At 62.0% G+C, this 22,651-nt stretch carries 20 protein-coding genes; 12 read left to right on the top strand and 8 right to left on the bottom strand.

All coding sequences use genetic code 11. The annotated features are described in order from the left end of the window. Positions 1-19: 19 nt before the first annotated feature. Entirely contained in the window at positions 20-1,024 is a 1,005-nt protein-coding gene (locus tag AXF15_RS04370) for an energy transducer TonB (protein WP_066603811.1), read from the bottom strand. 205 nt (positions 1,025-1,229) lie between these two features. On the opposite strand from AXF15_RS04370, the gene AXF15_RS04365 reads away from it, so the two are divergent. After that, entirely contained in the window at positions 1,230-2,342 is a 1,113-nt protein-coding gene (locus AXF15_RS04365; protein ID WP_066603808.1) for a substrate-binding domain-containing protein, read from the top strand. A gap of 36 nt (positions 2,343-2,378) precedes the next feature. On the opposite strand, the gene AXF15_RS04360 is transcribed toward AXF15_RS04365, so the two are convergent. Continuing rightward, positions 2,379-4,190, bottom strand: a complete 1,812-nt coding sequence (locus AXF15_RS04360; RefSeq protein ID WP_066603805.1) for an alpha-amylase family glycosyl hydrolase — start codon at positions 4,188-4,190, stop codon at positions 2,379-2,381. A gap of 466 nt (positions 4,191-4,656) precedes the next feature. On the opposite strand from AXF15_RS04360, the gene AXF15_RS04355 reads away from it, so the two are divergent. From AXF15_RS04355 to AXF15_RS04340, 4 genes are read left to right on the top strand one after another with little or no spacing between them, the layout of a single operon-like run. Next, positions 4,657-5,331, top strand: coding sequence for a cell division ATP-binding protein FtsE (locus tag AXF15_RS04355; protein WP_066608662.1), 675 nt, complete (start codon positions 4,657-4,659; stop codon positions 5,329-5,331). Next, the gene (locus tag AXF15_RS04350; protein WP_066603803.1) at positions 5,328-6,200 is read left to right on the top strand and encodes a cell division protein FtsX; all 873 of its coding nucleotides are present in this window, start codon (positions 5,328-5,330) and stop codon (positions 6,198-6,200) included. The genes AXF15_RS04355 and AXF15_RS04350 overlap by 4 nt, the downstream gene beginning before the upstream one ends. A gap of 17 nt (positions 6,201-6,217) precedes the next feature. Continuing rightward, complete coding sequence (gene ilvD, locus AXF15_RS04345) at positions 6,218-7,888, top strand: dihydroxy-acid dehydratase (RefSeq protein ID WP_257721624.1); 1,671 nt, start codon at positions 6,218-6,220, stop codon at positions 7,886-7,888. Then, complete coding sequence (locus tag AXF15_RS04340) at positions 7,888-8,610, top strand: class I SAM-dependent methyltransferase (protein ID WP_066603799.1); 723 nt, start codon at positions 7,888-7,890, stop codon at positions 8,608-8,610. The genes ilvD and AXF15_RS04340 overlap by 1 nt, the downstream gene beginning before the upstream one ends. 12 nt (positions 8,611-8,622) lie before the next feature. On the opposite strand, the gene AXF15_RS04335 is transcribed toward AXF15_RS04340, so the two are convergent. Next, positions 8,623-8,901, bottom strand: coding sequence for a hypothetical protein (locus AXF15_RS04335; protein WP_066603797.1), 279 nt, complete (start codon positions 8,899-8,901; stop codon positions 8,623-8,625). Next, positions 8,898-10,109 (bottom strand): DUF190 domain-containing protein, encoded by a 1,212-nt coding sequence (locus AXF15_RS04330; protein ID WP_066603794.1) that lies wholly within the window; start codon positions 10,107-10,109, stop codon positions 8,898-8,900. Before AXF15_RS04330 ends, AXF15_RS04335 begins: the two co-directional genes overlap by 4 nt. Positions 10,110-10,276: 167 nt before the next feature. Here AXF15_RS04330 and murB point away from each other — a divergent pair, with 167 nt between their 5' ends. Further along, positions 10,277-11,161 carry a UDP-N-acetylmuramate dehydrogenase gene (gene murB / locus AXF15_RS04325; RefSeq protein WP_066603790.1) on the top strand — a complete coding sequence of 295 codons (885 nt, stop codon included), beginning with the start codon at positions 10,277-10,279 and terminating at the stop codon, positions 11,159-11,161. A 40-nt stretch (positions 11,162-11,201) separates the two neighbouring features. On the opposite strand, the gene mutM is transcribed toward murB, so the two are convergent. The 4 genes from mutM to AXF15_RS04305 all read right to left on the bottom strand — a co-directional run bounded on the left by mutM (position 11,202) and on the right by AXF15_RS04305 (position 15,627). After that, a complete protein-coding gene (mutM, locus tag AXF15_RS04320; RefSeq protein ID WP_066603788.1) occupies positions 11,202-12,020 on the bottom strand; it encodes a bifunctional DNA-formamidopyrimidine glycosylase/DNA-(apurinic or apyrimidinic site) lyase in 819 nt (272 codons plus the stop codon). Positions 12,021-12,219: 199 nt separating this feature from the next. After that, on the bottom strand, positions 12,220-13,410 hold the full coding sequence (locus tag AXF15_RS04315; protein WP_066603786.1) for a ChaN family lipoprotein: 1,191 nt from the start codon (positions 13,408-13,410) through the stop codon (positions 12,220-12,222). Further along, positions 13,401-14,666, bottom strand: a complete 1,266-nt coding sequence (locus AXF15_RS04310) for a phenylacetate--CoA ligase family protein (protein WP_066603783.1) — start codon at positions 14,664-14,666, stop codon at positions 13,401-13,403. The genes AXF15_RS04315 and AXF15_RS04310 overlap by 10 nt, the downstream gene beginning before the upstream one ends. Positions 14,667-14,796: 130 nt before the next feature. Then, entirely contained in the window at positions 14,797-15,627 is an 831-nt protein-coding gene (locus AXF15_RS04305) for a tRNA (adenine-N1)-methyltransferase (protein ID WP_066603781.1), read from the bottom strand. A gap of 434 nt (positions 15,628-16,061) precedes the next feature. Here AXF15_RS04305 and AXF15_RS04295 point away from each other — a divergent pair, with 434 nt between their 5' ends. The 6 genes from AXF15_RS04295 to AXF15_RS04270 are packed head-to-tail and all read left to right on the top strand — an operon-like array spanning position 16,062 to position 22,595. Continuing rightward, on the top strand, positions 16,062-17,534 hold the full coding sequence (locus tag AXF15_RS04295) for an Rne/Rng family ribonuclease (RefSeq protein ID WP_066603776.1): 1,473 nt from the start codon (positions 16,062-16,064) through the stop codon (positions 17,532-17,534). A gap of 53 nt (positions 17,535-17,587) precedes the next feature. Next, complete coding sequence (locus AXF15_RS04290) at positions 17,588-18,184, top strand: BglII/BstYI family type II restriction endonuclease (protein ID WP_066603772.1); 597 nt, start codon at positions 17,588-17,590, stop codon at positions 18,182-18,184. After that, on the top strand, positions 18,181-18,834 hold the full coding sequence (locus AXF15_RS04285) for an MT-A70 family methyltransferase (protein WP_066603769.1): 654 nt from the start codon (positions 18,181-18,183) through the stop codon (positions 18,832-18,834). The genes AXF15_RS04290 and AXF15_RS04285 overlap by 4 nt, the downstream gene beginning before the upstream one ends. 46 nt (positions 18,835-18,880) lie before the next feature. Then, positions 18,881-19,438, top strand: a complete 558-nt coding sequence (locus AXF15_RS04280) for an epoxyqueuosine reductase QueH (protein ID WP_066603766.1) — start codon at positions 18,881-18,883, stop codon at positions 19,436-19,438. Further along, a complete protein-coding gene (gene hemW, locus AXF15_RS04275; protein ID WP_066603764.1) occupies positions 19,438-20,589 on the top strand; it encodes a radical SAM family heme chaperone HemW in 1,152 nt (383 codons plus the stop codon). Before AXF15_RS04280 ends, hemW begins: the two co-directional genes overlap by 1 nt. Continuing rightward, complete coding sequence (locus tag AXF15_RS04270; protein ID WP_083517859.1) at positions 20,586-22,595, top strand: DEAD/DEAH box helicase; 2,010 nt, start codon at positions 20,586-20,588, stop codon at positions 22,593-22,595. Before hemW ends, AXF15_RS04270 begins: the two co-directional genes overlap by 4 nt. Positions 22,596-22,651 lie beyond the last annotated feature (56 nt).

Here is a 22,651-nt window from a genome sequence, read left to right as displayed (position 1 = left end):
ATCGGGCACCCGGCGGGGCTCACTGCCGCAGGGTGAAACGAATGGGCAGAGTGACCGTGCAGGCGTGCGGTTCGCCGTTTCGTGTGGCCGGAAGATAGCTCGATGCCCGCGCGGCCTGGATGGCCGCCTCGTCCAGCCTGGGTCCGGCGCTTTGCATGACGGAAACATCCAGCAGGGTGCCATGCCTGTCCAGGCTGAGCAGCAGCATGACCACGCCCTGCTCCCGCCTGGCCAGGGATGAACGCGGATATTTCGGCGCCACCCGGCGCAGGAAGGCCGGCGCCCCCGCCTCGCCAAAGACATACGCCGGACCGCCGCCTGGACCTCCAAAACGGCTTAAACCGGAGCCGGAAGCTCCGTTTCCGGACGACTGAACGCCCGAAGCATTCATCGCGGCGACCGGGGCATTGCCGGAACCATCGGTAGAAGATGTGGAAGAATCGGCGGAAGCAGCTTCGGCCGGTGCGGGTGGCTCAGCAACGGGCGGCGCCATGAGCCGCGCGGGGCGGACTTCTTCCGAAGGCACAGGGCGAACGGGCCGGGTCACGGGAGCCGGCGAGAGTGGCTTACTTCTTTGCCGGTCCTGATTGGTTTCCCGGCTGGGAGCGGCTGTCCGGCTCCGCTGTGGAGCGAGTTTTCCCACCGCCTGCTTCACTGTGGGAGGTTGAGCCGGGGCTTTCCGTCCGATTTCCGGCGCAGGCGCATTGCTGCCGGTTCCGCCTTGTGCCGAAGCCTGGGGCTCCGGCCCGGGTGGGCCTGCCACCAGAGAAAGTTCCATGACGACCTGAGAACGGGATACAGACGGCGGGCCTGGCATGGCGATCAGAGCAAGATGCACAAGCAGAGACAAAATGATGTATAAAATCCGGGGCAGAGTGAAATTTCCCGCCGGAAAAACCCGCTGGCCGTCATTTTCCCCCGGACTGGAGCAGTCCCCCGGCTGAACGAAGGCGAAACTGCCGGGCCCGGCTGCCGAAAAAGGCTTGCCCTCGGCCTCGATTCCCGGAACAGGAAGCTGTGTCATAAGCGCTCCGCTGGCACCCATATGACGACGTGACCCCGAAAAACTTCCGCAAAGCGGAAAAGCTCACAATGAAATCCGCTTTTCATTTTATACACGTCATTCCCGTCAAGACAATGGGAGCCCCGGACCATCGCGAACCGAAACCCGCAGGCCCTGCCAATGCGCTGTCCCGGAATCTCCCGGCCGGGCGAAAGGGAGGCGAAAGGTGAACCCCGACATCAAGCTGATCTGCAACCTGAAGACCATCCGTCAGGACAGGGGGCTGTCCCAGGCTCATCTGGCGGAACTGACCGGCGTCAAACGCCAGGCCATCTACGATATTGAAACGGAGAAATACACGCCCAACACGGCCCTGGCCCTCAAGCTGGCCAAATGCCTGGGCTGCACGGTGGAAGACCTGTTCACGGAAGAAATAGGCGCGGAAGCGGACGCCACCCTGATCGGCCAAGCGGAAACGGGCCCCACGCGCGTGGCTCTGGCCCGTATGCGTGGCCGGGTCATGGCCTATCCGCTCACGGGCAGGCAGCTTTTTCTGAACGGCTTCGAGCCGGCCGACGGCGTCATGGCCGCCGGAGGAGGCCCGGCCCGCCTGCTCAGCCCGGCGGGCACCCTGGACCAGACCCTCATCATTTTCGGCTGCGACCCGGCCTTTTCCATTCTGGGCACGCACACCATGCGCCATGCCCCCCAGGTCCGGGCGCACTGCTTTTTCGCCTCCAGCCGCGACGCCCTGGTCAGACTCGCCGCCGGACAGGCCCATTTCGCGGGCACGCACATGCACGACACAGCCCACGGTCCCGGCAACCTCCTGCTGGCCAGAAGCCTGCTGGAAGGCACGCCCGCCACGGTGGTGACTTTTTCGCATATCGAGGAGGGATTGATGGTCGCGCCGGGCAACCCCTTGAAGCTCCGGGCCATATCCGATCTGGCCGGCGGCCAGGCGCGGCTTGTGAACCGCGAGCCGGGCGCGGCCCTGCGCAGCCTGCTGGACGAGTATCTGTTCCGGCACGGTCTGCGCGGGGAGGATATCAGCGGCTACGGGCAGGAGGCCCGCACCCACCATGAAAGCGCCCTGCACATCCTGTTCGGCAAGGCCGACGTGGGGCTTGGATTTCGGGCCATCGCCGCATTCTACGGCCTGGACTTCATCCCGCTGGAAACCGTGCGCTGCGATCTGGTCGTACCCAAGGACCTGCAAGCTCTGCCCGAGGCGGCCGCCCTGCTGGACACCCTGCAAACGCGCAAACTGCGGGAGGATCTGGCGTCCCTGCCCGGCTACGAGGCCCGGGAAACGGGACGGATCGTGGCGGAACTGTGAAATTCTGTTCCGCCACGACAGCACATCGATGAACGTCTATTCCGGCCTGTCCTGACTGTATATCAACACCGTGTAGGGGCCGATGGACAATGCCCCGCTGGCGGGCAGGCCGTCGAATTCCCCCTCCCGCGCGTCGATATCTCCGGCGGGACTGTCGCCGAAGTCGTCGCTGTAGACCACGGCGTCGCTGTTGCAGCGCAGACGCCAGACTCCCTGGCCGGGCAGACCGATGACGTAATCCTCCTTGAACGCGTTGCCGAAGTTGGCCACCACCACGACGTCATCTCCGGGGCCGTGTTCGTCCCAGCGCTGGAAAGCGATCACCTTCTCGTCCTCGTTCAGGTGAAACACCCTCACGTGCTGGCCGCAGAGCCCTCTGGTCACGCCGCCGCGGTTCAGACGGAGACGGGCCAGATCGCGGTACAGACGGACCAGACCGTGGAAATCCTCCTTCAGATCCCAATCCAGCGGCACGTCGTCGCGGAACCATTCGCCCTGCAGGAACTCCTGCCCCTGAAAAAGCATGGGGATGCCCGGCACGGTGAAGACCAGACCAGCGGCCAGCGTGGACCGCTTCTGCGCATACCAGCCCGTGGGATCGTCCGGACTCACTTCCTGCGGCACCCGGGCCTTGCCGTTGGCCACCTCGTCGTGGGACTCGCTGTACACCACCCGGTGGAAGGCGTCGCCCTCGTATCCGAAGGTGATGGCCCCGCTGACCGCTTCCATGGAACGCAGGGCATCCTCGGCCACGATCACCGCCTCCCGGATCGGGTGCACGAACCGGGCGTCCCACTGGCTGTGGAAACCAGCGCCGCCATGTTCGACATCAGCGGTGACGGCGCTGTTGTCCCGCAGATCTTCGGCGATGAGAATCCGCTCCGGAAAGCGTTCGTGGATGGTCTGGTTGATCCACTGCATCAGGCTCCAGCCTTCGGGAATTTCCTCGTCTCCGCCGTGGACGCTGCGGATATAGAGAATCATGTCGTAGCGCAGCCCGTCGATATGGTACTCCTCAAGCCACATGAGTGCGTTGTCCAGAATGAACTGCCGCACCTCGGGCCGCCCGTAGTCGGGGCGGGTATCCCCCCACGGAGTTTCCGAGCGGTGATCGTTGTAAAAATAGATGCCGCCCTTGTCGTTCTCCTGCCAGCCATCGAACTGCCACAGATCCAGATCGCTCGGACCGAAATGATTGTAGACCACGTCGAGAATTACGGCCAAACCCCGGCGGTGCGCCTCTCGCACGAAGTTCTTGAATCCGTCCGGCCCGCCGTAAGCGCTTTCCACGGCAAAGATATGGGCCGGGTTGTAACCCCAAGAGTAATCCCCGGCGAATTCAGCGATAGGCATCACCTGCACGGCGTTGACTCCCAGACGGACCAAGTGGTCGAGCTTCTCCAGGGCCGTGTCGAAACTTCCGGGCTGCCCGTCCTCCGTGGTGAAAAAGGAGCCGATGTGCATCTCGTAGATGATGAGCTCATTGTGGGCCGGAATGACGAAGTCGTCTCCCTGCCAGTCGAATCCGTCCGGATCGTAGATAATGCCGCTCCCCACGGAATTGGTGACCTGGCGGGCGTAGGGATCAATGCGTTCGAGATCCAGCTCCCCGTTCTGGACGAGAAATTTGTATTCCTGTCCGGCCTTGGCCCCCCCTATGTCCGCATACCAGTAGCCGCTCCCCTCGTTTTCCATGGGCGAGTCCGTCTTGGACCAGCCGTTGAAATCGCCCATGACAAAAACCCTGTCCGCATGGGGAGCCCACACCCGGAAGGCCGCGCCCTCCTCATGGAGTACCGCGCCCATACCTCTGATCCTGCCCGCATCGTCCCGTGATGTCTGTACCATGTTTTTTCCTTGGCGTGACGCCGGTTCCGCGAAAAGTCGAAGCAGGGCTCCGCCTTCCGGCCGTTTTCCGGGAAGTCTTTCATACTCTGTGCAGCGTCCTGTACCAGATTGTTCCGGACAAATAAAATCCGGAATTCAGTTTTCCCCGGCCTTTCGACATGATCGCGCATTCATAGGGAACAGGATGGAAGGGCAACCGCGATGCGGGTTCCGCCACGGCATGGAGGAGCGGGGAGCAAAGCTCGCCTTTCCGGCCGAAAGGCAACCAGAAATTGTCTGATTGCGGACAAGGGCCATCTGGTGCAATCATAGGGCTGAAAGAGGCGAGCACCGTCATCTTCGGCCTCCCGCCGCGAGCGTTTCTCCGGACGATGACGGTCCATCGCCGCGCGGTATGCCGGAAACACGGCCTTCTTTCCGGCTGCGGATCATAGCGGATTTTACTGACGGCTCTGTAAGAAAAACCATGATCACCATTTCAAGACTGTCCTATTCCTTCGGGCGGCAGATAGCCCTGAAGGACGTGAACTTCTCCATGAAACAGGGAGAGTTCGTTTTTCTGTGCGGCCCGTCCGGAGCGGGAAAAACCACCTTCATGAGAATCCTGCACGGATCGCTGCCCGTGCAGCGGGGCAAGGCCGATGTGGCGGGGCACGATCTGAACAGGCTGTCCGAAAGCCGCAAGCATCTGCTGCGCCGGGACGTGAGCGTGGTTTTTCAGGACTTCAAGATACTCCCGGACCAGACGGTCTTCGCCAATGTGGAACTGCCGCTCAGAGTGCGCGGCATCGCCCGGCACATCATCGACAAGCGGGTACGGGCGGTGCTGCGCAGCATGCATCTGGACCGGAAGGCCGGAGTGCGCTGCGAGGAGCTTTCGGGCGGAGAACAGCAGCGCGTGGCCGTGGCCAGAGCCATCGTGGTCAAGCCCAAACTGCTTCTGGCCGACGAACCCACAGGCAATCTGGACCGGGAGCTAGCTTTTCGCATGATGGACATTTTTCAGCAGTTCCATAAATTCGGTACATCCATCATGATCGCCACGCACAATCGGGAAATCATGGAGCGCATGCCCGAAGCGCGTGTGGTCACCCTGGAGAATGGGATAATGCACGACGGCCGCGCCGGAGCAGCAACATGAGCGTTTTTTTCCGTCTGCTTTTTCAGGGCATCCGGGATCTGTTCCGCATGCCGTGGTCCCTGTGCATGACCATGGCGGCCATTGTTCTGGTCTGTTTTCTGGGCGGGGCATTTCTTCTTCTGGTTCATAACCTGAATCTGCAGATCGGGGAGCGGCACGGCAATGTGCAGTTTCAGGTTTTCTGGAACTCCGAGGCCACCCCGGCGGAATTGAAAGAAGTCTGGGCCGGACTGTCCAGGCTGGACAGCGTGACCAACGTGCGGACCTACACGCCCGACCAGGCTCTCGGCGTACTGGAGGAATCCTTCCGGAAAACGGTTGATCTGGAATGGATGAAAGGCAGGAGCCCTCTTCCGCCCACGGCCCTCATCCAGTGCCGGCTGCCCGCCGAGGACCAGAAAAAGTGGACGGGCGCCTTCGTGTCCCGGCTGCGGGCCATGCCCAAGGTGCAAAAAGTCAGTTTCAACCCCTTGCAGGTGGATCTGCTTTCTTCCTGGGCGGGCTTCGCCAAAGCGGCCTTCTGGCCGGTGGCCGGGTTTCTGCTGCTCGTGGTGGGTCTGGTGGTCGGCAACACCATCAAGCTGGCCCTGCTGACGCGGCGGGAGGAGCTGGAAATTCTGCGTTTCGTGGGCGCCAGCAGGGCGTACATCCGTTTTCCCCTGCTGGTGGGCGGGGCCTTCCAGGGTTTTCTGGGCGCCGGACTGGCCCTTCTTCTGCTTTTCGGCGCGCATCACGCCATCAGAGACATCCTGAATGTCCCGCCGCTGTGGATTACCATCTCCTTTCTGCCGGACATCCACATTCTGCTCATGCTCGGCGTTCTGGCGGCCGTGGGCATGCTCAGTTCCTTTGTCGCTCTTCGCAATTAAACATCCGGGGAATTATCGTGAATCGAAGCCATAAGATGACCCAGGGGCTGGAAAAAGCACCGCACCGCTCCCTTCTCTTCGCCCTGGGCATGACCAGGGAGGAAATGGCCCGGCCGCTCATCGGCGTGGTCAACTCCGCCAACGAGATCATTCCGGGGCACATGCATCTGGATATTGTCGCCCGGGCCGTGAAGGACGGCGTGCGCATGGCCGGAGGAACGCCCATGGAATTTCCGGTCATCGGCGTGTGCGACGGCCTGGCCATGAATCACGAGGGCATGAAGATGAGCCTGCCCAGCCGGGAGCTCATCGCCGATTCCATAGAAATTTCGGCCACGGCCGTACCCTTTGACGGTCTGGTCTTCATCCCCAACTGCGACAAGATCGTGCCGGGCATGCTCATGGCCATGCTGCGCCTCAATATCCCGTCCATCATGGTGAGCGGCGGCCCCATGCTGGCCGGGCGCTTCGAGGGACGGAAAGTCGATCTGATCACGGTTTTCGAAGGCGTGGGCAAGGTCAAAAACCGGCACATGACCGAGGAAGACCTGGAGCGCATGGAAGAGTCCGCCTGTCCGGGCTGCGGTTCCTGCGCGGGCATGTTCACGGCCAACTCCATGAACTGTCTGGCCGAGGCTCTCGGCTTGGCCCTGCCCGGAAACGGCACTGTCCCCGCCCCGGAAAGCGCGCGCATCCGCCTGGCCAAAAAGGCCGGCATGCAAGTCATGCATCTGGTGAAGGAAAATATCCGGCCCCGGGATATCGTCACGGAAAAAAGCGTGGCCAACGGCGTGACCGTGGACATGGCCCTGGGCTGTTCCACCAATACGGTGCTCCATCTCCCGGCCATCTTCCGCGAGGCGGAGCTCGATCTCACTCTGGACATCTTCGACGCCGTGAGCCGCAGGACGCCCAACCTGTGCCGCCTTTCCCCGGCCGGGCCGCATCATATCTCCGATCTGCACGAGGCCGGGGGCATTCCGGCGGTCATGCGGGAGCTGGCCGAGGGGGGGCTTCTGAACACCGATGTGCCGACCGTGACCGGCAGAACTCTGGGACAGAACCTGGCGGAACTGCGTCCGCGCATTCTGCGCCCGGACGTGATTCGTCCTCTGGCCGAAGCCTATTCTCCTGAAGGCGGCATCGCCATATTGAAGGGCAATCTCGCCCTGGACGGCGCAGTGGTCAAACAGTCGGCCGTGGCCCCGGAAATGATGCGCCGTACCGGGACCGCGCGGGTTTTCGAAGGCGAAGAGGAAGCCGTGGAGGCCATTCTCGGCGGAAAAATCGCTGCGGGCGATGTGGTGGTCATCCGCAACGAAGGCCCCAGAGGCGGCCCCGGCATGCGCGAGATGCTCACGCCCACCTCGGCCATTTCGGGAATGGGACTCGGCGCGGACGTGGCTCTGCTGACAGACGGCCGTTTCAGCGGCGGCACCCGCGGCGCGGCCATCGGGCACATCAGCCCCGAGGCGGCTGAAGGCGGCGTCATCGGTCTGGTCCGGGAAGGCGACAGAATCCGTATCGACATTCCCGGACGGGAACTCGAACTTCTGGTGGACGACGCCGAACTGGCCCGCCGCCGCGCGGACTGGAAGCCCTATGTAAAGGATATCAAATCTCCGGTTCTGCGCCGCTACGCCCGGATGGCCTCGTCGGCGGCGAAAGGGGCCGTGACGGAAATGTGATGCTCTGGGATGCGGACAGCGCGCGTCGGTATGACGAATGGGCCGAGAGCCCGAAGGGAAACTTCGCCCTGCGGCGGCAGGAAGAACTGCTGCAGAGGCTGCTGGCGTGCTGGCCCAGACAAAGGCAGAAGTTCCTCGATATCGGCTGCGGAACGGGAATTTTCCTGGAATTTTTCTGGTCCTGCGGATTCGATGTCAGCGGCCTGGACAAAAGCCCGGACATGCTGTCCAGAACCAGGGAAAAAATGGGGGACCGGGCCCATCTACATCTGGGCGAGGCAGGCCATCTGCCCTTTGACGACCGGGAGTTCGATTACACGAGCCTCATGACCGTGCTGGAGTTCGTGGACGACCCGGCCCTGGTTCTGCGCGAGGCCGCGAGAGTGAGCCGCAAGGGCGTACTGATCACCTTCCTGAACCGCTTTTCCCTGTACCGCCTGTCCGTGAGGCTTTCCGGCCGCAAATCCGCCCTGTCCCAGGCCCGCTGGTTCGGATGGCCCGAAATGCGCGGACTCATCCACAGAAATGTTCATCCCGGCCACATGACAGCCCGCTCGGTGCTGCCGGGGCCGCCCATGACCTGGAAACCCTTGCCCGGCCTGCGGTACGTGAACGGTCTGGAGCTTTTTCCCTGGTGCGGAGCCGTGACCGCAGTACGCGCGGACCTGGTTTCGCCTGCGGCCCGGACCCCGCTCATGGCCTGGAACACCGAACCGACCTGAGCCGGAGAGCCGTTACGGGAAGGCCTCCGTCCATATCCGCTGAATCTCCCATCCCGCCGCGGCCACGATCACGGCCGGCACGAAAACCAGAAGCCGCAGGCGTTCCCTGCCCAGTCCCAGAAAAACGGCCAGCGCGATACAGGAAAGGGATCCATAGAAAAGCATCACCTTGAGCACGCCCTGCTTCACCGCCAAATCGGCGGCCTCCAGCGCCGCCCGCCGCAGCAGCCACGCATATGCGCCCAGACAGACGGCGAGGCCCCAGGCCGCCAGAGCCGCCAGAGTTTTCACCTTTCCGCCAGTTTGCGCAGGATCATGTTCCGGTCCACCATGCCCGACAGACAGCCGTTTTCGTCTGCGATGACGATGCGCGTTCTCTTCCTCTCCACCAGAATCCGGATAACTTCCGCCAGAGGGGTTTCCGGGGCCGCGCGGGGGTAATCACTCTCCATGACGTCCCGGGCGCAGCCGGAGAACCCCTCCGGAGCCGGAGCGCCCCTGGTCAGACCGGCCAGAACGGAATTCACCAGATCGGGCCGTCCGCTGCAGCGCTCCAGCAGATTCCAGTCGTGGACGACCCCCAGGACGGTTTTCCTTTCGCCGGTCACCACGATCTGCCGGAAAGAAGACGCGGCCACGCGGGGCAGGATTTCCGCCAGAAGATCGTCCGGGCCGCAGGTGGGCACAGCGGTGTGCAGAATATCGCAGGCAAAGGCGTGAATGCCCGGAGGCAGAACGTGCAGGCGTGCGGCCGCGGCCCATGTCCGGGATACGGCCGCCAGCACGTCCGTGCGGCTGACCATGCCCAGAAGGATGCCGTCATCGCCGGTTACGGGCAGGCGTTTGATGCGGCTACCGGTCATGATGTCCAGAGCCTCGCGGAGGGGGCTTTGCGGACGCAGGGTGCGCACCGGGGTGGTCATGATGTTTTCAGCCAGGAGAGTGTGGTCCAGGATGGAACGGCACTCCACGGGCAGCCGCCCGTGCATGTCCAGACGCAGGGGCAGCCCGCCACGGGAGAGCAGATCCCCGCCGGTGATGATGCCCGCCACGCGGGAGCCGTCCATGACCGGCACGGCCTTGATGTTCCGGCGCAGCAGCACCCGGACCACGTCTTCCAGCGGCGTATGCGTCTCCACGGTGGCCACGTTCCGGGTCATGATGTCCTGTGCCGCAAGGGGCAGCAGAAAGGACGCCCGGCCTTCCTGCACCGTCACGCAGCCGTCTCCGGCCAGATCGCGTGCAAAGGGCAGAAAGGCGGCGATGCGCGGCGGTGTGTCCACGATTTCTACGATCACCGGCGCTTCCGAAAGGCGGCCTCCGGTCCCGTATATCAGGGCATCCGGGCCGGAACCCGCCATGCCGCGCGACACCGCGATCTGGGCCAGGCCATGAGCCCTGGCCGCGTCCGTGATGGCTTCGTAAATCCGCCGGTCTTCACGGACACCGCTTTCCGGGACGAATATCTTCAGAATGTTCACATCGATGAGGTGCTGCATGAAAACGCTCCTGTGTGCTGTGTTGCCGCACCATGGTCCTCCGGGAGGCCCCGCGTCAACAATTCCCCGCGTCATCGCGGGCGGCCGCAACAGAATCCGGATCACCACCCCGGAACATCCGCCGCCCGTCTTGCGCCCTCCGCGGCGGACGGCTATCCGCTTCAGCCATGAAACATCTCCGTAACGTCTCTTTGAAAGATTACTGCACGTATCGCATCGGCGGCACGGCCAGAGATTTTTATGCTCCTGAAAACATGGAGGAAATGGTTGCCCTGGTGCGCGATCTGCGGGCCCGGCGCGCATCCTTCTGGCTCCACGGCGGCGGGGCCAATACTCTGTTTCCCGACGGCGAGGTCCATCTTCCCATCGTCTCCACCTCTTTCATGACGGCTCTCCGCCGGGAGGACGGCCTTGTTTTCGCCGAAAGCGGCAAAGTCATGGATGCGTGGGTGCTGGAGGCCCTGCGTGCGGGCCTGGGCGGGGTGGAGTGCCTGTCAGGCATTCCCGGCACTCTGGGCGGCGCGCTGTTCATGAACGCGGGGGCTTACGGACAGGAAATTTCCGATCATCTGCGCTCGGTGACGGTTCTGGACCGGAACGGACTCGTCATCGAAATCCCCGCGGAACAGTGCGGATTCGGATACCGCCGGGCCGATGCCCTGCGGGACAAGGTCATCCTGGCCGGAACCTGGGAGCTGCCCCCGGCGGATTCCGCTCCGGCTCTGGCCAGACGCAAGGAAATTCTGGCCCGGCGCAAGGAGAAGCAGCCTCTGGAGTTTCCCTCCGCCGGGAGCGTGTTCAAGCGCCCCGAAGGGGCCTTCGCTTCCCGGCTGATCGATGAGGCCGGATTGAAGGGCGCCCGCGTGGGCGGCGCGCAGGTTTCGGAAAAGCACGCCGGATTCATCGTCAATACGGGCGGAGCCACCTGCCGGGATGTGCTGGAACTGATCGACCTGTGTCGCCGTACCGTGCGCGAACGCTCCGGTTACGATCTGGAACTGGAACAGTGCATCTGCCCGGCAGGCGATGTGCCGGAGCCGAAAAAGAACTGAGTTTCGAAATTCAGCTCAAAAGACATGCATCCCGAGGCCGTCAGCCGTGATACCGGCGCTGGCAGCGGGAACAGTGGGTGGATGTGCGCCCGGCCACGGTGGCTGCGACCAGCGGGCGGCGGCAGGCCGGGCAGGGTTCGCCCTTCTTGCCGTAAACCTGGAAGAATTCCTGAAAGATGCCGCTTTTCCCGTAGGCATTGCGGTAGTCGCTGAAGGTGCTGCCGCCCGCCTCGATGGCCGCCAGCAGGATGCGCTGCAGTTCCGCGCACAGCAGGAGCAGCCGTTTTTCCGGAATGGCTGAAGCCGTGCTGGCCGGATGGATTCGGGCCGCGAACAGGGACTCGTCGGCGTAGATGTTGCCGACACCGGCCACGACGGTCTGATTCAGGAGCAGGCTTTTGATGGCACTCCGCCGTCCTTTCAGCCGGGCGGCCAGTTCCTCCGGGCTGATGGAGAGCGGCTCGGGGCCGAGGCTTACATGGAAATCCCATGTTTCCAGCTCGGCCGGGCTGAACAGGCCGAAATAGCCGAAACGGCGCTGGTCCTCGAAGATCACGCGGTCCCCGCTTTCCAGTTCCAGCACCAGATGGGTGTGCTTGGGCAACGGCTGGCGCGCGGCGGCCAGCCAGACCCGGCCGGTCATTTTCAGATGAAAAATCAGGGCGTCTTCATTGTCCAGCATGGCCATGAGCAGCTTGGCCCGCCGCACGACGCGGCGGATGCTCCGGCCTTCCAGCATTTCCGGCTTTCCCCTGAGCAGGACCTTCGGCGTGATCAGGCGCGCCTTGACGATGCGCTGGCCGCTGGCCTGGGCATCCAGGCCCCGGGCGATGGTTTCCACTTCCGGCAGTTCTGGCATCGGGACTTCCTGTGCAGAGGGTGTTTTGCGGGTGGCCGCTGGGCGCTCTGACAAAACTCTTAAGTTTTTCTTCGGTCTTTCCGGGGCCGGTTTCCTGCCGGAGCGAGGAATTTGAACATCATGGACGCGGTTTCTGCCCGGCCGCTCAGATGGTCATCACCGCCAGTCAACCGGCCATGCTGCCTACCGGCCGGGAGACTCATTCCTTCCCGGAGCCCAGGGGCAGGCGGGCTTCTACGGTCTTTCCGGCGCGCCGGACGGTCAAAGCCAGCGGAGCATTCTTCCGTGCGGCGGCCATGGCCGCGAAATGCAAATTCGAAGCGTCCTTGAGGGGCTTGTCGCCGGCCCGCAGGATGACGTCGCCGGGCATGAGTCCTGCCTCCGCGGCGGTGGAGCCTGGTTCGATGCTTTCGAGGCGGGCACTCCCGCCCTCGAAGATGATGGTCATGCCCAGACGGCTCTTGTTCCGGGCGGCGCAGGCGAAGAATGCGGCCGCTTCGGGCACGGATGCTCCGGGAGCGGGTTTCAAGTCCCCCTTGTCGCGGGCGGGCATGATGCGCAGGCAGCGTACGCCCGGCTCAAGGGCGCGCAGGCGGTGTTCGATGCCCCAACCCTGCTCCACGTGCCCTGATCCGGCCAGGATGAGTACGGGCTGTCCTGTCGCTTTGCGCCATTTGAGAGCCTGCCCGGCCATCATGGAGTCCCACAGGGACTGCACCAGGAAGAATTTCCGGGTGCGCTCGTCAGCGCCCTTTTTCGTGGCGTTGGAATTACCGGAGCCTTCCTGCATGGCCCGCATGGCCTGATGCATGGCCACCTGTTCGGACAGAGATTTTTCCTGAGCCGGACTGACCGGGATGACCCGCGGGAGCATGGCCTGTTCCGCAGCGGTGAGGGGTTTGCCGTCCCGAAAGCGGAGCAGCGTCTCGCGCGGGATGTTCAGGGCGGCCACGGGCAGATCGAAGCGCCGGGCGGTCTCCAGCACGGGCCTGTACATGCTGTACGCATGCCCCCAGTGCTTTTCCCATTGCGTTTTGTGTTCCAGCTCGTCGGCATCCGTCTGCCGGGCATTGAAGGCATCCAGCGCGGGCTGGACCGTGACGGGCAGCATCTCCAGCCCGATGATAAAGCGCATACCGGTCTGTCCCAGAACTTCCACCAGTCTGGCCTGGACGGCGTGGTCGCAAGGGTTGGTATGGCTTTCACCCATCAGGATGAAATCGCAGCTTCGGGCCAGCCGGGCAATTTCAGCGTCAGGCAGGACAGTTCCGTTTTGCGAGAGAAAAGAACCCGGTGGCACGGTCAGGGCCGCCGGACGTTCGGGAGCCCGCCCGGCGCAGCCGGCAAGAAGCACCGCGAGCAGCAGGATCAGGCGGATGGTCAGTCCCAATTGCGTTTGTCCTCGATGAACCGGATTTGCGGAGGCAGGGTACCGGGCGTGAGCACCTGCAGGGTCGGGCGGATTTTTATCTTCTCACGGAACATGTGTAGCAGCTCTTCTTCCCGCTTGAAGCTGGAAGCCTCGATGAGCAGGCGCATTTCGTCGATGCCTCCGGGGTTGGTGACTTCGATCTGCCATCTCTTGATCTCCTCGAAAACCGAGATGACCTGCTCCACCTGGTGCGGGTACACGAACATGCCCTTGATCCGGGCGGTGGTGTCCACCCGGCCCACAATGTTGCCCAGACGGGGCGACGTGCGGCCGCAGGGGCAGGGCGCGCGGTCGATGTAGGACAGATCGCCCGTGGCCAGCCGGATCAGCGGGTAGGTCTTGTTGAAGACCGTGACCACGATTTCGCCGACCTCGCCGTCCTTGAGGGGAATGCCCGTGTCCGGATGGCAGATTTCCACATAGGAGCGGTTGGCGATATGCAGACCGTTTTTGTGGAAGCATTCATAGCCGATGCAACCCACGTCGGCAGTGCCGTAGCCCTGACGCATGAGCAGATCGAATTTCTTTTCCAGATTGGAGCGCATCTTCTCCGAGAACTTTTCACCCGTGACAAAGGCCACTTCCAGATACAGATCCTTGCGCAGGTTGAGCCCCCGCTCCTCTCCCCTCTGGGCCAGATGCATGAGGAAACTCGGCGTGCCCACATAGCCCGTGACGCGCAGCTTTTTCATGATGTCCAGCTGGTTTTCCGTATTGTCCGTCCCCGCGGGGACCACGGCGCAGTTCAACTGGCGCAGGGGCTCCTCGAACATGAGCCCGGCCGGGGCCATGTGGTAGCTGAAGGTGTTCTGGACCAGATCTCCGGAACGGAAGCCCGCCGCGTAAAAGCTTTCGGTCCAGCCCCAGTAGTCCTCGCTGCGGTCCTCGGGGTCGAAAATGGGCCCGGGAGACAGAAAGACGCGGCGCAGCTCACCCAGATCCTTGGTCAGAAGGCCGCCGAGACGCGGCCCCATGGACTGAAGAAAGATCAGTTCCTTCTTCTTCAGGATGGGCACGTGCTTGAGATCGATGAGATCCCGGAATTTTTCCACGGAAAACTGGGCGCGGTCAAAGCGCTTCTTCACGTCCTCGGAATACCTGTATGCGTAGGAAAGCAATTCCTTGAGATGAATCTGGTGGTATTTCTGGCGCTCGGTGGAATCCAGCACTTCGCGCCGGCTGAAGATGCCTTCGGTGCGGTCTTTGCGGGTCATGCCCCTTCTCCTTTGACTATATGAGATGATGCGACGGATGCGGTTAAAGGAGTCAAATGTACAGGAAAAGAAAAAGAATTTGCAAGATAAAAATACAACTCTCTGAAATAACGGAAAATAATTTCCAAAATCAGTTTTCGTCAGTCAGCGTGTCAGTGGCGTTTTCCGCGTCCGGCGTGCTCTCGGACTCCGCGTCCAGACTGGTGAAGGTGCGGGCGAAAACCAGAAAGCCGGTGTGGGCCACCATGCGGTCATCGGGGCGCAGCCGTTCGGGCACGGGCTTGTAGCGGCGCAGAAGGATTTCCAGCACCTCGATCTGCCTGAAAGGCCCGTCCTGCATGGCGGCGAGCAGATCCTGGACCTGATTGGTGGTGGGCAGCAGAAAGCCTACGGGCGAGCCGGGAGCCACCGCGCCGGGAATGTGGCGCACGTAGTCGCAGGGAGTGCGCACATCCAGAAACAGAGCGTCGGCGGCATGGGGGTGAAAGCCGTCGGCGATGTCGTGATGAAACTGCTCCACCCGGTGAGCCAGGCCGATGCGCTCCAGGTTTTCCCGGCACAGGGTGTAGAATTCCTCACGGCGTTCATAAGTGTAGACCTTGCCCGTGTCGCCCACCAGCCAGGCCAGAGCCGTGGTCAGACCGCCTGAGCCGCAGCCCGCCTCCACAATGCGGCAGCCCGGACCAATACCCAGCTTCATGGCAATGTAGCCGATCTCCTTGGGATAGATGATCTGGGTGCGGCGCTTCACGGATTTGATCAGATCGTAAAGGGTGGGCCGCATGACCGTGAACGGATAGCCTTTGTGCGTGCACACCTGTCTGCCCCATCCCGCGGCGCGGACTTCGTCGAGGTGCAAAATGCCCTCGTTGGTGTGCATCACCTCGCCTTCCCGCGCGGAAACGAAGTAGCGTTTGTCCTTGGCGTTGAGCAGCATGACCAGCTGTCCGGGTTCAAGCATACGGCCTCCTGAGTGTGGCAGGTGGGAGTAGTGAGCGTGTCAGACCGTGTCAAGCCGTCCGGGGGCCCGGGAGCAGGGTTTCTCTTGCTATGAGGACTTTGCGCGGTTAGGTAACACGGGCGGTGTCTGACAGGCTCCGGGCTTTCGCACCGGAAGAATCCGCGCGGCGCGGATTTCAGAGCAGTGCTTGAATGAAACGAGTCAACTGCCCTGCAGGAATCTTCCGCAACGCCTTGCCGTGAAATGCGCATCGGCGGGCTTTGCCGGCCGCGGAACGGGCATTTTAATTGTTACATGCCCTATGCGGAGCCCCATGGCGGATGCGCCGTTTTCCGTACCGAAGCGTCCGCCAGCACACCCAGAAATTTCCCGGACTTCCGGATCATGATTTTACCCGGCTCCGGCCGGAAACAATTTTACGACAAGGACTTTTCATGAGCGAAAAACTCAAGCGCAAGATGTTCATCAGCGTGCTGCCGGGCGAGATGGTCGAAGTGGCCATCATGGAGGACGGCACGGTGGTGGAGTATTATGTGGAGATGCTGCACCAGAGCAAAACCAAGGGCAACATCTACAAGGGCCGCATCCACAACGTGGATCAGGCCCTGCAGGCGGCCTTCATAAATTACGGTTCAGATAAGAACGGTTTTCTTCAGGTGGACGAGGTGCATCCGGAATACTATCTGACCGATGTGCCCGGCCGGGGCAAGTATCCGCCGCTGCAAAAGGTGCTGAAACCCGGCCAGGAAGTCATGGTCCAGGTGGTAAAGGAGCCCACGGGCTCCAAGGGAGCGTTTCTGACCACCTACCTGTCCATTCCGGGCCGCTATTTTGTGCTCACGCCGGGCCGGGAGCAGCTCGGAATTTCCCGCAAGATCGAAGATGAAAAAGAGCGCGACCGCCTGAAAGAGGTGGTCGAAGAGCTCAAGCTGGACGAGGGACTGGGCGTCATCGTGCGCACGGTCAGCGAAGCCCAGAGCAAAACCAGTCTGTCCCGCGACCTGCAATTTCTGAAGCGCCTGTGGAAGGACATCCGCAAGAAAGCCATTGCTTCCGAATCTCCGGCGCTGGTTTACGAAGAGAAGGATCTGGCCTTCCGGGCCATCCGCGACTACCTGACCCCGGATATCGCCGAGTGCTGGGTGGACGACGACGAAACCGCCCGGCAGATCACGGATTTCGCCGCACTGATTTTCCCCCGCCGCAAGACCTTCATCAAGGTTCACACGGAAACGGACCGGACCCTGTTCGAACGTTTCCGTATCGAGGCCCAGCTGCAGAAGATTTTCAGCCGCCAGGTGACTCTGCCCAGCGGCGGCCAACTGGTCATCGACCATACCGAGGCCCTGACAGCCATCGACATCAACTCCGGGAAAATCGGCGGGGAGAAGAATTTCAAGGAAATGGCCCTGCGTACCAATGTCGAGGCGGCCCGGGAAATTCCCCACCAGCTCATGCTTCGGGACATCGGCGGCCAGGTTGTGGTGGATTTCATTGAAATGAAGGACGGCAAGCACATCCGTGAAGTGGAGAAGGTGCTCCGCCAGGCTCTCAAGGTGGACCGGGCGCGCACGGACATCGGGCGCATCTCCAAATTCGGCCTGCTGGAGATCGTACGCCAGCGTCTGGGCACGTCGGCCCTCTCGGCCAGCCTCGAAGCCTGCCCGCATTGCGCCGGGGCGGGCACCCGCAGGAATCTGGAGTGGCGTTCCATGCAGGCCCTGAAGGACATCTACCGGGAACTGCGCAAGGACAAACTGACGGAGCCCTTTGCGTACCAGACCGACGCCGAGCTCATGCAGTATCTGCTGAACCGCAAGCGCGAGAAGCTCATGGAGTACGAAAAGACTTTCGCGCGGCGGATCGACATCGTGCCCGCAGCAAACCTGTCCTGCTCTTTCTGCTGAAGAGCGTGGAGTTGTGAGATAGCGGAGACGGCTGCAATTCAGAATGGACAACCATGAACACAGGGCATTTTCCCTCTGATATCTGTTCAAGATATGAAATTCATGAATGGAAGCATGCTTCGGCAATCCTGAAGTATGATTTTCCCTCTGAGTGGACCGACTTGATGGCCATGCTGCGTGAGTTCAGACTGCGTAAATCATGGATTGAGAAAGGCGGAGGAAATAAGAGCGAACTGGCAAAATGGGTGGATGAGTTTCTGGGAGCACGCGGATGGACGGAAAAACAGTTCGCTACATCCGTTATCGTGGACAAGACGAGCATGGATTCACCGACCCACAAGGTTGATTGCTATAAGAACAGGATCGCTCTTGAGCTGGAATGGAACAATAAGGACCCGTTTTATGACAGGGATTTGAACAACTTTCGTCTGTTGTTCGATCTGCGGGCGATCAGTGTCGGAATTATAATGACCCGGAGCGACGAGTTGCAGGAAATTTTCGATGCCCTGAGGAGAGGGAAATCCTACGGAAATTCCACAACACATATGTCCAAGCTGCTGCCTCGCATTGCGGGCGGCAGCGGCGCCGGATGCCCCATTATCGTCATCGGCATAACAAAACAGTCATATGTAGAGGACGCGGGAATATGAGCGCGGCTGAAGATCTCCTGAAGGAAGTGGGGCCAAGGAAATTCGCGACCGTGCTGGCGGATCCCCCGTGGCAGTTTCAGAACCGCACGGGCAAGATGGCTCCGGAACATCACCGGCTTTCCCGCTATCCGACCATGACGCTGCAGGAAATCCGGGAACTTCCCGTGCAGTCCATCATCAGGGACACGGCGCATCTTTACCTGTGGGCGCCCAATGCCCTGTTGCATGACGGCCTGCTGGTCATGGAAAGCTGGGGATTCACGTACAAGACGAATCTGATCTGGTACAAGATCAGAAAGGACGGCGGCCCGGACAGAAGAGGCGTTGGCTTCTATTTCAGAAACGTCACGGAAATGATCTTGTTCGGAGTCCGGGGGAAAAACGCACGGACATTGCAGCCGGGAAGAAGCCAGGCCAACATCATCACATCCCGGAAGCGCGAGCACAGCCGCAAACCGGACGAACAGTACGACATCATAGAGTCATGCAGCGAAGGGCCGTTTATCGAACTTTTTGCGCGGGGACAGAGAAAAGGATGGATTGGCTGGGGCAATCAGGCGGAGGAATACGCTCCGACGTGGGAGACATATTCCAACCATTCACGGGCTCATGTCCCGGCCGGCCGCAGGACCCTGTGCGAGAATGCCTGAAACCGGCGCGAGCGTCCCGGATCGGGGCTAGTCTGAAGACGGCATCATGAAAATTCTGGCACACATCTGTTGCGGGCCGTGCTCCATCACATCCGTGCGGGCCATGCTCGCGGAAGGCCACCAGGTGACCGGTCTTTTCTACAACCCGAACATCCATCCGCTGAAGGAATATCTGCGCCGGAGGGAAGGGGCGGCCCAGGTGGCCGGAAAGCTCGGGATTCCGGTGATATTCAAGGATGACGAATACGATCCCAAAACATACTTCCGGGCCGTGGCTTTTCGCGAAGCCAGCCGCTGTCTGGCCTGTTACGCCCTTCGCCTGGAGCGGACCCAGGCTGTGGCCCGGCGCGGACGTTTCGACTGCTTCACCACCACGCTTTTGTACAGCAAGTTCCAGAAGCACGAGGAAATCCGGACTCTGGGCCGGGACATGGCCGGGAGCGCCGGTCCGGAATTTTATTATGAGGATTTCCGCTCCGGCTGGGCCGAGGGCATCGCTCTCTCCAAAGAGTGGGACATTTACCGGCAACAGTATTGCGGCTGTCTGTATTCCGAAATGGAGCGTTACGCATCGGAACTGCGCGCCCTGACCGGACCGGCCTGATGCTCCTGTACATTCATGTGCCCTTTTGCGGGCGCAAATGCGCCTACTGCGCGTTCCATTCGACGGCGTACGACCCGGAGGCCATGGACCGGTATGTGCGGCTGGTTCTGCGGGACATGCGCGCCCGGGCCGAACTTGTGGACAGACGTGCTGCGCGGACTTTGTATTTCGGCGGCGGCACACCCTCTCTTCTGGAGCCGGGGCAGATGGACACCCTGATCCAGGCCGCGGGAAAATTTTTCGGACTGGCCGGTGACGCGGAAATCACTCTGGAGGCCAATCCGGAGTCCGCAGTCCGGCCGGGATTTCTGCGGGATATCCGCCGGCTTGGCGTGAACCGCATAAGCCTCGGCGTGCAGAGCCTGCATGACGGGACATTGCGGACGCTGGGCCGCCCGCACGACGCCTGTTTGGCGCGCCGGGCCGTACATGCTGTCCGGGACAGCGGCTTTGACAATCTGAGCCTGGATTTCATCTGGGGCATTCCGGGACAGACGCCCGCCATGTGGCTGGACGATCTGGCCGCGGCTGCGGACATGGCGCCGGAGCATCTGTCCTGCTACGGCCTGACGCTGGAAGAAGGCGTTCCTCTGGCCCACGCGGTGGAACGCGGGGCGATGGCTCTGCCGGACGAGGACGCCGGAGCGGATATGTATGTCCGGGGGGCGGAGTATCTGGCCGGGTGCGGTTTTTCGCAGTACGAGGTGTCCAATTTCGCCCGCCCGGGAAGGGAAAGCCGCCATAACCGGGGATATTGGGCTGGCGAGGAATATCTCGGATTCGGCCCTTCGGCCGTATCCACCATGGACAGCCGGCGCTGGACGGCTCCTTCCGGGCTCGACAGATACGCCGCCTTCGTGTCCGGAACCGCCGGGGCGGATACGGAAGAGCGTCTTTCGGAGACCATTGCCCGGCGTGAACGGATCATGCTCGCCCTGCGCACCAGGGAAGGGCTCGATCTGAAGACATTGGCATCGGCCGTGGAGCCGGAATTGCGCACCGCCCTGGAGCCACTGCGCTCGGGCGGGCGGGTCCGTCTGGAAAACGGCCGCCTCAGTCTGACCCGCACCGGAATGCTGGTCAGCAATTCCATCATCGAATTCGTGCTGGACCTTGTGGAAGGCCCGCACACGAACACAGGAACGGTATGACAGACATTATTGAAACCGGCGCGGCCGGAGCATCGGATAGTGAACCAAACCAAGCTTCCATCGCCATGGCCGACCTGCCGCAGGCACTCCGGGAAGCGGCCCTGCGTCTGAACTGGACCGAACTCATGCCGGTGCAGGCCCAAGCCATCCCGCCCATGCTGTCCGGTGAGGACGTCATGGTCCAGTCCCAGACGGGAAGCGGAAAGACCGGGGCTTTTCTGCTGCCCATGCTGCATCGCATCGATCCGGCCCTGGGCGCGCCGCAGGCCCTGGTGCTGGCCCCCACGCGCGAACTGGCTGTACAGGTAGCCCGGGACGCCGAGGAACTGGGGCGGAGCATGGGGATACGTTCGCTGCCCATTTACGGCGGCGTGGGCTATGCGGCCCAGATTCAGGGCCTCGAAGCCGGGGCGCAGCTCATTATCGGCACGCCGGGCCGCATCCTCGATCATCTGCTCAAGGGCACGCTGACTCTGGACTGGCTGAAGATGCTCGTTTTCGACGAGGCCGACCGGATGCTGTCCATGGGCTTTTATCCGGACATGAAGCAGTTGCAGCGCTACCTGCCGCGCGGGCTGCAATCGGCCATGTTTTCGGCCACCTATCCGGGGCACGTCAAACGTCTGGCCCAGCAGTTTCTGCGCGAGCCGCGTTTCGTCTCCCTGAGTCAGACCCAGGTGCACGCCACAGACGTACTGCATGTGGTATATAAGGTCCCGGCCATGCAGAAGAGCCGCGTGCTGGTGAAAATCATCGAACAGGAAAATCCCGCCTCGGCCATCATTTTCTGCAACACCAAGGCCGATGTGCATTTCGTATCCGTGGTGCTGCGACGTTTCGGCTATGATGTGGGCGAGATCAGCGCGGATCTGTCACAGGCCGCCCGCGAGGAGGTACTGGAAAAACTGCGTCTGAACAGACTCAAGTTTCTGGTGGCCACGGATGTGGCCGCGCGGGGCATCGATATTCACGAGCTGTCCCATGTATTCCAGTATCAGCCGCCCCAAGATCACGAGGCCTATGTCCACCGCACGGGACGCACGGGTCGGGCGGGCGCCGCGGGTATGGCCATTTCCCTGGTTTCGGGCATGGAAGAACTGGAACTGGAACAGATCGCCAAAAAATTTTCCATTCCCTTGGAAGAGCGGCAGGTGCCCACCGACGAAGAACTGGAGACACTCATCTCGCAGCGGGCCGTGTTTCTTCTGGAAGCTCATCTGCGGGAGGCGGACAACATCCAGAAAGAGCGGCTGCAGCGATTCACGCGCATTGCGGCGGATCTGGCGGGCAATGAGGATTCCCTGACCCTGCTGGCCATGCTGGTGGATGAATTCTACCAGAAAACCTTCCACGCGCCCCTGGCGCAGCCTTCGGAAAAACTGCTGCCTCTGGCCCATCCCGGACAGGCCCCGGCGGAAAAAACCGAAGGGGAGAAGCGCAAGCGTAAACGGCGCAAGAAGAATGGAAGCACTACGGAGCACGGCGATCAGCAGGCCGGACGTCCTGATACGCCGCAGGATACTCCAGCAGAGCCCAGAGTAGCAGACGCCCCCGTTCCGGCGGATACCGGAGAAAGCTCTGACTGTTCGCCCGCCGCGCCGGATGCCGTGGATACGGCGGAGCAGGGAGCGGGTTCTGATTCCGCCCTGCAGCCCGTTCCGGAGCAGCCCGAGAACCCGGATGAACAGGCCGTGCCCAAGAAGCGCCGCCGCCGCAGATCGAGAAAGCCCAAGGCCGATGCGGTGCAGGCGGACGGGATGACCTCTCCGGAACAGCCGGAGGCGGGAGAAGCCTCCATCACGGCAGAACCCGCTGACGCGGGCGGAAAGGATCAGGCTTCCGGCAATGCCTCCGCCAGACCGGCCGTGTTGGCAAAGGATGAGACTCCCGTTTCTCGGTCCGGCAGGCATTCCCGGTCAGGATCGCGCAAGGAGCCCCGCCGGGAGGCCCCCAAATCCGGGGAAGAAGCCGCGCCCAAGCCGAAAAAGAAGATCTTCCTGGAGTAAGGCGGCCGGGCGGCTACAGCTTGCCGCCCGAAAATTCATTGCATGTTCGCGGAGGA

This window comes from Desulfomicrobium orale DSM 12838 (assembly GCF_001553625.1).
GTDB classification, from domain to species: domain Bacteria; phylum Desulfobacterota; class Desulfovibrionia; order Desulfovibrionales; family Desulfomicrobiaceae; genus Desulfomicrobium; species Desulfomicrobium orale.
The sequence above is the reverse complement of the archived record's forward strand: the minus strand, read 5'-3'. Positions and strand labels throughout refer to the sequence as shown.